Origin of the sequence: Niabella insulisoli (assembly GCF_039652435.2) — a bacterium.
In the GTDB taxonomy this organism is placed as follows: Bacteria; Bacteroidota; Bacteroidia; order Chitinophagales; family Chitinophagaceae; genus Niabella; species Niabella insulamsoli.
The window spans coordinates 2,046,561-2,059,555 of sequence record NZ_CP190246.1 but is presented as its reverse complement, the minus strand read 5'-3'; the positions used below and the strand labels follow the sequence as shown (position 1 = coordinate 2,059,555).

Annotated in this window: 9 protein-coding genes; 1 reads left to right on the top strand and 8 read right to left on the bottom strand. The window is 43.1% G+C overall.

Annotation, left to right across the window (positions count from 1 at the left end):
• Nucleotides 1-100: 100 nt before the first annotated feature.
• Entirely contained in the window at nt 101-1,354 is a 1,254-nt protein-coding gene (locus tag ABDK00_RS08740; protein ID WP_346238427.1) for a phosphoribosyltransferase-like protein, read from the bottom strand.
• A gap of 133 nt (nt 1,355-1,487) precedes the next feature.
• Nucleotides 1,488-1,793: an XRE family transcriptional regulator gene (locus ABDK00_RS08735; protein ID WP_346238428.1), complete on the bottom strand. Its 306-nt coding sequence runs from the start codon at nt 1,791-1,793 to the stop codon at nt 1,488-1,490.
• A 1,025-nt stretch (nt 1,794-2,818) separates the two neighbouring features.
• Here ABDK00_RS08735 and ABDK00_RS08730 point away from each other — a divergent pair.
• The gene (locus ABDK00_RS08730) at nt 2,819-2,980 is read left to right on the top strand and encodes a DUF1328 domain-containing protein (protein ID WP_346238429.1); all 162 of its coding nucleotides are present in this window, start codon (nt 2,819-2,821) and stop codon (nt 2,978-2,980) included.
• A 60-nt stretch (nt 2,981-3,040) separates the two neighbouring features.
• On the opposite strand, the gene ABDK00_RS08725 is transcribed toward ABDK00_RS08730, so the two are convergent.
• From ABDK00_RS08725 to metK, 6 genes are all read right to left on the bottom strand, one after another.
• Complete coding sequence (locus ABDK00_RS08725) at nt 3,041-4,075, bottom strand: LacI family DNA-binding transcriptional regulator (RefSeq protein WP_346238430.1); 1,035 nt, start codon at nt 4,073-4,075, stop codon at nt 3,041-3,043.
• Between the two features lie 152 nt (nt 4,076-4,227).
• Nucleotides 4,228-5,706 (bottom strand): xylulokinase, encoded by a 1,479-nt coding sequence (locus tag ABDK00_RS08720; RefSeq protein WP_346238431.1) that lies wholly within the window; start codon nt 5,704-5,706, stop codon nt 4,228-4,230.
• A gap of 10 nt (nt 5,707-5,716) precedes the next feature.
• The gene (xylA, locus tag ABDK00_RS08715) at nt 5,717-7,045 is read right to left on the bottom strand and encodes a xylose isomerase (RefSeq protein ID WP_346238432.1); all 1,329 of its coding nucleotides are present in this window, start codon (nt 7,043-7,045) and stop codon (nt 5,717-5,719) included.
• Nucleotides 7,046-7,216: 171 nt separating this feature from the next.
• Nucleotides 7,217-8,542, bottom strand: a complete 1,326-nt coding sequence (locus ABDK00_RS08710) for a hypothetical protein (RefSeq protein WP_346238433.1) — start codon at nt 8,540-8,542, stop codon at nt 7,217-7,219.
• Between the two features lie 197 nt (nt 8,543-8,739).
• Nucleotides 8,740-11,352 carry a DNA gyrase subunit A gene (gene gyrA, locus ABDK00_RS08705; RefSeq protein ID WP_346238434.1) on the bottom strand — a complete coding sequence of 871 codons (2,613 nt, stop codon included), beginning with the start codon at nt 11,350-11,352 and terminating at the stop codon, nt 8,740-8,742.
• A gap of 349 nt (nt 11,353-11,701) precedes the next feature.
• Nucleotides 11,702-12,955 (bottom strand): methionine adenosyltransferase, encoded by a 1,254-nt coding sequence (gene metK / locus ABDK00_RS08700; protein WP_346238435.1) that lies wholly within the window; start codon nt 12,953-12,955, stop codon nt 11,702-11,704.
• Nucleotides 12,956-12,995: the final 40 nt, after the last annotated feature.

The following is a 12,995-nucleotide window of genomic DNA, read 5'->3' as shown; positions in this document are numbered from 1 at the left end:
GGTGTGTGCGTAAGCCGTGTTACACATACATTAGTATAAAGTAGCTTTAGAATCTCCTTGTCCAAGGGACAAGTTATCTCAAAGAGAAAAGCTAATTAACTTATGTCTTTCCCAGGAATTTCTTAGGTACATATTGATCTATTTGCTTTAGATTGTATTTTTCTCGTTTTCCTTCTTGATGATGAATTTTTAATGATTTTTTTATCTTTTCATATACAGCTAATCCATATTCTGTAAGGCCATCATTTAAGTCAAAAATATTTCTTTCTTTACCTATAGTAATTATTTCATTATATTGATTTAAAGTTATACCAAGAATCTGACAAATAATAGGTATAATACGTTTTTGTTTTTTTAGTCTAACAATTGCTAAAATAGAAAAATCAATATTCTTGGTATAAATGCTTTCTGTATTACTTGTCTTGAAAATCCCAAGTTTATATGCAATATTTATCCATAACCATGTTTCTTTCTGAAATTCTTTCACCCTTGAAACTTTACCATCAGCATTTCTAGGATATAAAGGGAACCAGTCATTTTTTGATGACCAAATAATTGGTAACGTATTGTTAGGAACTGAATGGGCAAAAACAATAAGCGATTGAGATTTATTAAAGCCTAACGGATGAATTTCTGTTTTTCCAGTTTTCCAATCTTTTTTTGAAAAGAGATTTTTCCCATAATGGTAACACAGCTCCCTTACCGGCAGCATTTTAGGCCGATAACCAAAAACAGACGAACCAGAAGCAAATGCCTTAACATACTGCGTTCCGTATATTATTGCATCGGGCATTCCTTCTTTAAGAACGGTAAGTGACTCTTTCATGTAGGCAACGCATAAGACCAATATTTTTATATTTAATGTAGCTTTTTTAGCGAATTGGAACTTAATCTGCTCTCTATAATATGTCATGAGTGACTTGCCAGAACCAATAATATCGTCAATCAAAACAAGTGTGTTATTATTTACTCCTTTCTCTGCTAATTTATCAGGATTATCTAATATTTTAAACCTTTCTTCATTGCTTTTGTACGTAGGTGTTTGTCGTACAAAATAAATCATGCTGCTTCCACTTTTTCCAAACTTTCCTAGGCCATGAAGAAACATTTTCTCTTTCTCATCGGCATTATCCAATATCCTTCTTAAGGATTGATCGTATTCGTTTATAATTTCTTCTAAAGTAAAGTATTTTAGATTTTCTATTACTCTCAAGGCCGTTGGAAATTCTTCTGGCAAAAAATTTTCAAGCCAATTCCTAATTTGAAGTGGTGTTAAGGTGTTATGCAGCTTTTTACAGATATTATCTATCTGATCTACTTGCTCCTTTTGAATAATTACTTTACCTTTTTGCATTAGAACATAATTTCTATATATTATTTCGCGTGAGGAATAGTAGCGAATACCCCACTGAAGCTCTTGTGCGGTGGGCATTGTGGCGGAGTAGTAGCGGATAGCCCGACGAAGGGACATGCCAAAAATATAAATATTATTTTCTCTCCACTAATTTCTTTAATTCATCAATCATCTCCCTTTGCTGCTGTAGCATACGTTCGTAAAGCTCCACCATCTTATCAACAGGATTGAAACTTGGTTGATAATTGAATACTGCCGGATTAGTCATCGTAGCATTATCGTTATTATTGATTGTATTTGAAATTACAGTGATCGCCTGTTCCTCATCAAAATTCTGAATCGCCTCCACCGGTATTTTCAAAATAGCAGAAATCTGCTGGAGTAGGGGAGTATCAATTGTTTCTTTTTGCTCGATCAAGGATATGGCTTGCTGGCTCATGTTAAGGTCAAAAGCCAGGGCGTCTTGTTTTCGCGAAAACGTTTAATGTTGCGGCCTTCATGTACTTTGTGGTTCGGCATAGCAGTATGTGTTGTCATAGGAGCAAATTTAGTTTTTTCAAATTAGATTATGCAAGCCTAAAGATACATAAAATACAAGCGTTTTGGATGTAACACACAATCAATTTTTGTAGGAAACTGAAGCCCTGCAGGAGAGGTTTCAAAGGGAACAGATAGAGATTGTGTAGGTATGAACATTATGTTAAGTAGCTTATTTCTTTTCCACTTTTTGCTTGTCCAAAAAGTGGAGCAAAATGATAGCTGAATATTTTGGTTGGCGGGACCGGCCTTTGAAAAAATGGCGTGAAGAAAATTGTGCAGGAAGCCGTCCGTGCCTTGGTACGGAAAAGCCGCCGCTGTTTGAGCCCAGCACGCTCTATAATTTATAATGAGTTTTCGGGCGAGTTCGGCGGGTTTAGGCTTCCTGTGCAATTTTTAGCCAATTTTTTCACAGCCTTGATTTTTTGGTTCTTTTGCATCAAGGCAAAAGAACGATAACAACCGCGAGCGACCATAAAAAAGAAGCATTTGCAAAAAAAGCAAAAATTTTAAAGACGCTATAAACACAGCGTGAATATGGGTGCAGTAAAAACTTCCTGTGTAAGTTCAGTTCGACACAGGAGTTTTGACCAGACCATGGAGCGCCTGCCACTACGGCTATTTACCCGCAAAGGGCTGCACTAATGTATTTTCAAAACCAAATTTCAATGTTGTATAACTATTCTTGCGGTCCGCAAACCTGATTTGCAGCCCACAGACATAACGACTCATTATAGGACAAACCACAAGAGCCGAACTGATCGAAAATCAAAAGTTCAATAGCAGTACAAAAAAACACAGCCGTCATTTTTCCTATAATTTACATTATGTTAAGTAGATACATTTGCAACTCCTACCGTTATGTTTGGAATAGTTCTTGCCTTATATCGTACATAACCTTTTTATTAACCTTTTAAACTCACGATTATGCTAAGGTGGTCAATTATTTTTCTGGTGGTGGCAATCGTTGCTGCTGTATTCGGTTTTGGCGGTGTCGCCTCTACAGCCGCTGGAATTGCTAAAGTCTTATTCTTTATATTCTTGGTACTGTTTGTTATCTCTTTGATTTTTGGACGCAGAAGTACCTAGGATCCATTTTGTGATTTCTTATCTTATAAAATTCAGAAAACAGTTTGAGCCATCATTTGGTTAAACTGTTTTCTTTTTTAACGACGATTGCCGGATAACCAATTCTGAGTTTATAATTACTGTATTGATCTGCTGCAGGTTGCTCACGCCTTTAATATGATTGATAAGCGTGCGCGCGGCAATTTCACCCATTTCAATACCAGGATAATTGATGGTCGAAAGTCCGGGTTCTATCAAATGCGCAATGGCATCATTATTAAACCCAACTACGGCAATATCTTCCGGTACATTGATTTTTTCTTCCTTTAAAGTTTTAATAAACGCTGCTGCAACAAAATCGTTGGTGATGAAAACACCATCTGGCAAGGGTTTCAGCGCACTTATCTGACGCGCGGCATCGATACCGGCTTTTTCAGAAAGATTATCTACAATCAGTAATTTGTCGTCGGCTTTTAATTGATGATCCCGGAGGGCGTCTTTATATCCCCGGTAACGATCAGCATACACATTTCTTCCCAGGTTGGATGTGATATGCGCAATCCTTTTGCAGTCCTGCTGAATTAAATGTTGTGTGGCTTCATAACCGCACTTATAATTATCAATTACCACGACTGTATTCTGGCTGTTTTTTTCTACACGGTCGAAAAAAATAACCGGCACGCCCTTTTCCTTGAATTGTTTGAAATGATCGAATTTTTTCGTATCAAAAGATAGCGACGCAATCAGCCCATCTACTCGCTTATTAAAAAGATTCCTGGCATTGGCCACTTCTTTATCATAACTTTCGGAGGAATGCGCAATAATCAAATCATAGCCCGCTTCGGTCGCAATTTTTTCAACACCCAACAACACCGAATTGGCAAAATTACTGTTCAGTTCATGGATCATAAAACCAATAGTGCGTGTTTCCTGGGTTCTCAGGCTTCGGGCAAAATGATTGGTTCGATATCCTACTTTCTCGGCGAGTTCAAATATTTTCTTTTTGGTTTTCTTGCTCACCACCGGATCATCAGCCAAGGCCCGGCTTACCGTTGCCACAGATATTTTTAATTCTTTGGCGAGATCATATATCGTTATTTCTTTTCCTTTTCCCATCCGGAAACTTTTAAATGAATGCGATCAAAGCGACTGTTGAGGGATCAGCGTTTCCCGCCGCCGGCAAACATCAAAGTTACTTAAAATCAAATCTCCCGAAGCTTAAACATGTGTTTAAAAAAAAGCGGCTCTGGTTAAGCCTCCTGTTTTATTCAATACATTAATTGTCGTTCAAGTTTTTCCTTCCACGATTGATACCAGTGCTCATAATCGGCCGCCCGGGTTGGCTCAAGCACCTCAAGCCGATCTTCTTCTAAAAAGGCGTCGGCCGGGGTTTTGAAATATCCATAACCGATGCCCGCGCCCAAAGCCGCGCCCACACTGCCATTGTTATCGCAGAGTTCAATAGGAATATTCGTTGCATTTACAAAGGCCTCAGCAAAAACCGGACTCAGAAACATATTTGCCCGGCCCGCCCTGATCACCGCAGGAGCCATACCGTTAGCGCGCATTATATCCAGCCCATACCTGAAAGCGAACGCAATCCCTTCCTGCGACGCTCTGATAACATGCGCGGCGCTATGCTGATTCAAGTCGATCGCCTGCAATCCGGCGCCCGGCATTTTATTGTTCAACATTCGTTCAGCGCCATTTCCAAAAGGAAATACGGCTAATCCTTCGCTGCCCGGAGCCACCTTTTGGGCCAGGTCGTTCATGGTTTCATAATCTTGGGCTCCGGTTAGCTGCCTGATCCATTTATTGAGAATTCCCGTCCCGTTTATACAAAGTAAAACCCCCACCCTTGTAAGATCGTTCCCATGGTTTACATGTGCGAAGCTGTTAATGCGGCTTTGCGGATCGAAAGTAAGCTGGTCACTAATGCCATAAATAACGCCGGAGGTACCTGCAGTTGCGGCCACTTCGCCTGGTTCCATCACATTTAACGAAAGGGCATTGTTTAACTGATCGCCTGCTTTATAGCAAACCGGAATGCCTTCCGTCAGCGAAAGCTCCTCGGCTACTGCTTTAGTAAGGCGGCCATGATCGCTACATACAGGTTGAATATCGGGTATAATATCATCAGGAAAACCGAAATAATCCATGACGCGCTCCGAGATCTTACCGGCCGTAAAATCCCAAAAGATTCCTTCCGACAAAGCTGAGGGCGTTGTTGTCATCGTTCCGGTGAGCCGCTGGGCGATATAGTCGCCAGGCAATAATATTTTATAAATCTTGCCAAAAATGTCGGGTTCGTTCACTTTTACCCAGGCCAATTTGGCGGCGGTGAAATTTCCCGGAGCATTTAATAAATGCTGCAAACAGTAATCTGCGCCCATTGCTTGCAGCGCTTCATCGCCGTAGGGAATTGCGCGGCTATCGCACCAAATAATACTGTTCCGCAATGCTTTGCCATCTTTGCCAACCAGCACCAGGCCGTGCATTTGATAGGAAATACCGATGGCGCCGATATCGGCACTTTTAAATTTTCCTGTTTGATGAAGGCGCCGAACCGCAGCTTTTACATCTTCCCACCATAGCTCAGGATCCTGTTCTGCCCAACCGGTTTGCAGGCTAATAATCGACCGTTCACTATCCGGAAACTGCGTTGTGGCCAGCGTTTGACGCGTTGCACCATCCACCAAAGATACTTTAATGGAGGACGTGCCCAGGTCTATACCTAATAACAGCATAAGGAGTCAGTTAAATAAAGCGATTGATGATGTTCTCGAGGTATTCCTGGCGCCCGCTCTTCGCGTCCGGTTCACCTGCTTCTACAGCGTAGGCCCTCAAATCTTCAAGCGAAAGTTTGCCAGCTTCAAAATCCTTGCCGCGGCCCTCATCATAGGAGGCATAACGATCCTTTCTGAGTTTTTTATAATCAGAGCGGTTTAAAATCGCATCTGCTGTAATCAAAGCTCTGGCAAAAGTGTCCATGCCCCCAATATGCGCATAAAACAAGTCTGCAGGATCGGTGGACGAACGTCGAATTTTAGCATCGAAATTAATGCCGCCGCCCTTCAATCCGCCGGCTTGAAGGAAAATGATCATGGCCTCCGTCAGCTCGTTCAGGTTGTTGGGAAACTGGTCGGTATCCCACCCATTCTGGTAGTCGCCGCGGTTAGCATCCAAAGAGCCTAATACGCCGGCATCGGCCGCCACCTGCAGTTCATGTTGAAAGGTATGTCCGGCCAGGGTCGCATGATTTACTTCAATATTGATCTTGAAATCATCCAACAAATCCCATTGGCGTAAAAAACCGATAACGGTTTCGCAATCAAAATCATATTGATGCTTCGTAGGTTCCATGGGCTTGGGTTCGATCAGAAACGTGCCTTTGAATCCGTTTTTACGCGCATAATCTTTTGCAGTGTGCAGAAAACGTGCAAGATGCTCTTTCTCCCTTTTCATATCGGTATTGAGCAACGTCATATAGCCTTCTCTCCCACCCCAGAACACATAGCCCTCGCCGCCGAGTTCGATGGTAGCATCAATGGCTGCTTTGACCTGGGCCGCTGCATGTGCCAGGACGTGGAAATCCGGATTAGTGGCCGCTCCGTTCATATAGCGCGGGCTGGAAAATACGTTTGCCGTTCCCCATAAAAGCTTTACGCCACTGTCGGCCTGTTTTTGTTTGGAGTAATCTACCAAAGCCTGTAAGCGCCTGTCATTCTCACTGATATCCGTGCCGTAATCCACCAGATCCACATCATGGAAGCAATAAAAAGGAAGGTTGATTTTGGTCATAAATTCAAAAGCCGCATCCATCTTATGTTTGGCACGGGTTACCACGTCTTTGTCATCGTTCCAGGGGAAAATATGCGTGCCCGGCCCAAAGGGGTCATTGCCTTCGTTACAGAACGAATGCCAATAAGCGCAGGCAAAACGGAAATGGTCTTTAAGCGATTTACCCGCCACAATCCTGTTTTCGTCATACCAGCGAAAGGCAAGCGGATTGTCGCTGTCGGGGCCTTCATATTTAATTTGCGGAATACCTTTGAAGTATTCATTGTTGCCTAAAACAATGCTCATAATTGATAAATTCTAATTTTAAATTGATGTCTGTGCAAGCGAATATCTGCAATAATAGGCAAAAATGTAATCGGTTACATGTTTGCGATCGAATAAAATTTTCCGGGTTTGAAGAGGAACACTAAAAAAGCCGCCCGGTAAGGAGCGGCTTTCAAAAACTAATATTATTTTTTATCTCAGTTTCACAAAAATATCATCCCACTTTTTTTCTAAGGCTGCAAATTTATCGCGGTCGGCACCTTTTGCATCTTCGATTTTATAAGAATAATATTCTGCAATATTTCCGGCGATAAGGCGGTAGGTCCGTTTTTGCTGTGCATCCAGGTTGGACATTTTAGCAAACATATTAGCCGCTTTTTCGTAATTGTCTTTCGCTACATCGTAAGCTTCGTTATAGGCCTTCTTAGCGTCAGCTACTTTTTGTTTGTCCGCTGCTGTAGCTTTTGCTCCTTTTTTGGTTACTTCTGTTTCTGCCGTCACCAATTCATTTCTTACGGCTTCCGCTTTCAACTGGTAGTGATCGCCCAGCAATAACAAGGGCTGCATTTCCTCAGGTTTAAGGCTCGACGCTTTGTTCAACGCCGCCAACATTTTCGTTTCGAGCTCTGCTGCATTACCCGGAGGCACCGCATCAGCCTTGCGCGAATCAAGGGTGTCGTATATGATTTCTGCCAGCGTGATATTGGCTTTGTAATCATCAGGGTTAGCGGCAATCAATTTTTCGAGGCTGGCCACCCTTTCGTTAAAGTTAGAACTGCTTCCTACCGCAAAATCAAGCATCGAATAAGTGAAAAATTCGCTTTGCGGATAAAGTTCTTTTCCTAATGCTTTATATTTTTCGAAATTAGCATTATCGTTTTTAGTAGCATAATATCTTAACAACCCCTGGTAAACGCTTTCGTAAGTAGAGCCGTTATACTCTTTAATTTTGGCATCAGCCAGGCGCGTATAATATTTCAACGCATCTTCTTCGTGCTTGGTATTTTCCGCCAAAAGGCCAGCATAATAGATCGCCGCCGTATCCATTTGCTTGTTCATTATTTTCTTATCAATGAGCAACTCAGCATATTCGACTGTTTTTTTAAATTTATCATACGCGGGCTCATAAGCCTTGCTGTTAATGTCATTAATGCCTGCATTAAAATAAGCCGCATATAAATTGTAAGGCGCATTTTTATACATCGGGTCTTCCAGCAATTTCATATCGGGTTCCAGCTCCTTGTATTTAGCCAGAGCGGCGTCGGCCTCTGCCCTGTTTTGCTCGGCCTGTGCAGCTTTGCTGCTGTCGACCGACAAACTTGCATAAACCGCGGCTTTTAAAATATAGCCTTCAGGTTTGTTATAAAATTTCTCATTGGCCGAATTTTTATCAAATGTTTCTTTGGCCTTGTCAACCTGTCCAATAGCAAGCGCTCCTTTAATGTCGTCGTATTTTTGTGCCACAACAACCTGGGCGGAAAAAGCAGCAATTGTCGCAAGTAAAATCACCTTTTTCATCTGTATATTTTTTGTTTTTTTTTGTGGTCAGATGCCCGTCTGACCAGACGGGCAGGAATTCGCCAAATAATCACGCATTGGGATATGCAAAATTCTTGTGGCGCATTTGTGCACTTATTTTTTAAATTTTAATAACCGACTGATGAGCTGCCGGAGTTTTTTTCATCTCTGTCCTTGATCCGCGCAGCTTTTATTTTTTATGATGATGCTTCCGAAGGTCCCGAATCGGTATCCTCATTACCGGTATCCTCATTATCAGACGATGCCGAAGCTTCATTTGTTGTATCCACCGGATTTTGGTTTTCACCCTCCGCTATTTCTTCTTCAATTTCCTGCTCGTCCACCGTTGTAATCGCAGCAATTTCGTCCCCGTCGTCTACACGAATCAGTTTTACACCTTGTGTTGCCCGGCCCAATTCGCTAATGCCACTTACCGGCATGCGAATCGTTATACCGCTTTTACATGTAATCAGCAGATCCTCAGTTTCTTTTACATCCAAAAGCCCTACTAATTTACCCGTTTTTTCTGTAACATTAAGGGTTTTCACGCCTTTACCGCCACGGTTGGTGAAGCGATACTCGTCGACTGCCGTTCTTTTTCCGTATCCTTTTTCGCTTACCACTAGTACGCTTGGCGCCGTTTCAGCATTCTTTGACACACAAATCATGCCTATTACTTCGTCGTTTTCGTCATCTACCTCAATACCTGCAACGCCTATTGCACCGCGCCCGGTTGCCCTTACTTTTTCTTCGGAAAACCTGATCGCGCGGCCACTTTTCACAGCCATCATCACATCACAACTGCCATCGGTGAGCTTGGCCTCCAACAAGCGATCACCCTCAATAATAGTGATCGCATTCACGCCGGTTTGTCTTGGGCGGCTAAAATCGGTAAGACTCGTTTTCTTAATGATGCCATTTTTTGTGCAAAGCAAGATATTGTGGCTGTTTACAAACTCCTCGTCTTTCAGGTCTTTAATATCGATGATCGTTCTGATTTTATCATCCGGAGGCAGCTGCATCAGGTTTTGAATAGCTCTGCCTTTGCCGGCTTTTTCGCCCTCCGGAATTTCATAAACATTCAGCCAGTAACATCTTCCTTTTTCTGTAAAGAACAATAAAGTATGATGGGTAGACGCTACGAACAGGTGTTCAATATAATCTTCATCTCTTGTCTTTCCTCCGCGAACTCCACGGCCACCGCGGCGTTGCGCCCGGTATTCATCGGCCGAGGTTCTTTTGATATAACCCAAATGCGAAATAGTGATCACTACATCTTCCTCTTTAATGAGGTCTTTGATATTCACTTCATCGCTGAGATAAGTAATTTCGGTGCGGCGTTCATCGCCAAACTTCTGTTTTATTTCGAGCAATTCCGTTTTGATGATATCGAAACGCATGCCGGCATTGGAAAGAATTTCTTTTAAGTGAGCAATGAGCTTCATGAGGGATTCATATTCCTCTTTGATCTTTTCGCGTTCCATACCGGTGAGGCGCTGCAAACGCAGTTCCAGTATGGCTTTCGCCTGAATGTCATCGAGCCCCCAGCCGGCATTAATCAGGTTATCCTTGGCAATTTCGGGTGTTGCCGAACTTCTGATCAGGCGGATCACTTCATCGAGATGATCCAGCGCGATGAGATAACCCTGCAAAATATGCGCGCGCTTCTCCGCTTCTTTCAATTCAAATTGTGTCCGCCTTACCACCACTTCATGCCGGAACTCTACGAATTCCGAGATCATATCTTTCACATTCAACACTCGTGGCCGTCCTTTTACAATCGCGACGTTGTTGATGCCGAAAGAGGTTTGCAGATCCGTGTGTTTGTATAGCTGGTTGATGACAACATTCGCGATAGCGTCGCGTTTCAAATCCAGCACTACCCTCGTTCCGTCTTTATTGGATTCGTTGTTTACATGAACAATGCCTTCGATCACTTTATTATTCACCAGCTCACCAATGCGGTTGGTTAGCGCATCGCGGTTTACCTGGTAAGGCACTTCCGTAATCACCACCTGCTCTCTGCCGCTTGCCTTTGTATCTACCTGAACACGGCCGCGAACAACTACCCTGCCCCGGCCGGTATGCATGCCGGCTTTGATCCCTTCCATGCCATAAATAATACCGCCTGTAGGAAAATCAGGAGCTTTAACATGCTGCATCAACTCGTCAATCGTAATATCATTGTTGTCGATAAACGCCACACATCCATCAATCACTTCGCTGAGGTTATGCGGCATAATGCTGGTGGCCATACCCACCGCGATACCGCTGGAGCCATTGACCAATAAATTGGGAATACGTGTGGGCAGGATATTAGGTTCTTTTTCAGAATCGTCAAAGTTGAGTTGAAAATCAACTGTGTCTTTTTCGATATCATCGAGCATGTGCTCGGCTAACTTTTCAAGACGCACCTCCGTATAACGCATCGCTGCCGGGCCGTCGCCATCCTGGTTTCCAAAATTTCCCTGGCCATCAACCATGGTGTACCGCATACTCCACTCCTGCGCCATCCGCACCATAGCGTCGTAAACCGAACTATCGCCGTGAGGATGGTATTTACCCAAAACCTCCCCTACCACACGGGCCGATTTCTTATAAGCTTTGTTGTTGTTAAGCCCCAGTTCGTTCATCGCATATAAAATGCGGCGGTGCACAGGCTTCAACCCGTCTCTTACATCGGGTAAGGCGCGGCCGACGATAACGCTCATCGAATAATCGATGTAGGCGGTTTTCATCTGCTCTTCTATATTTACGGGTATAATTCGATTATTATCCTGCGTTTCCTGTGGCTCCTGATTATCTTCCATTTAAATGCTTCTGTTCTTGAAAAAGTTAAATTTATATAGCGTTAACAACGTTCGCAAATCTACTCTTTTTATAGCTGAAAACCGCTTTATTCAACAGGATTTTTCACCAGTTTATACACCAAAATTCTTTTTTGATGCAACGCAATAAATGCGTCGTTTTGGCCATCCGTATCATTTCCAAAAAAGGGCCACATCTACCCGGAATTTTCCGAAAGGTTTTTGCGAATTGACCTCTTTTTTAAAATGTTTTTACCGTACACTTTTTATCAACCCCACCTCCGGAAATGTTACACCACATAAAAAGCCGCTCCAGTGTTGAAGCGGCTTTTCCTGAATAGCATTCAGTATCTTATTTCAATTTGAAAGCTTTTTTAACTTTGTTCACATAATCCAGTTTTTCCCAGGTAAATAGTTCCACTTTTTTTGACACCTTTTTACCATCGGGCGAAAAGAAAGTTTTTTCAACTACTTTGTTCTCCCTGCCCATGTGCCCATAAGCTGCTGTTTCGCTATAAATCGGATTGCGCAGTTTTAAGCGCTGTTCGATAAAGTAGGGCCGCATATCGAAGATACCCTCAACAATCCTGCTGATTTCACCGTCTGTAAGACCCACAGCCGCCGTGCCAAATGTTGTAACATTGATACTGGTGGGTTTGGCCACACCGATAGCGTAAGAAACCTGCACCAATACTTCGTCGCACAAGCCGGCTGCTACCAGGTTTTTTGCGATATGGCGCGTTGCGTAGGCGCCGCTTCTGTCCACTTTACTGGGGTCTTTGCCGCTAAAAGCGCCGCCGCCATGGGCTCCCTTTCCTCCGTAGGTATCCACAATGATCTTGCGACCGGTAAGGCCGGTGTCGCCGTGTGGGCCTCCGATAACGAATTTACCAGTGGGGTTGATGTGATACTTGATTTTATCGTTGAATAAATGTTTGTATTGAGGGTATTTTTTGATCACGCGCGGAATCAAAATTTTTCGCATATCCTCGTTGATCTTAGCCAGCATTTTTGGTTCGCTGTCGAAGTCGTCGTGTTGCGTAGAGATAACGATGGCATCGATCCGGATCGGCTTGTTATTGTCATCATATTCAAGCGTTACCTGGCTTTTCGAATCCGGGCGTAGATATTTGATCTGCTTATTTTCCTTCCTTAGTTCTGCAAGTTCTATCAGCAAGGTATGCGACAGGTCTAATGCCAATGGCATATAGTTGGCTGTTTCGTTAGTGGCATAGCCAAACATCATCCCCTGATCGCCCGCGCCCTGCTCTTCCTTTTTCTTACGATCAACGCCCTGGTTGATATCGGCCGACTGTTCGTGAATAGCCGATAAAACGCCGCAGGAATGCGCTTCAAACATATATTCGCTCTTTGTGTAGCCGATCTTGCCGATTACTTTACGCGCAATATCCTGTACATCCAGATAAGCCTTAGATTTCACTTCTCCGGCGAGCACAACCTGGCCGGTGGTCACCAATGTTTCGCAAGCTACTTTCGACTGCGGGTCGAAGGCGAGAAAATTATCAATTAGCGCATCGGAAATCTGATCGGCAACTTTATCGGGATGTCCCTCAGAAACACTTTCAGAAGTAAATAAATAAGGCATTCAAAAATATTTAGAAGTCTATAAAAAATAATCGGGTGCA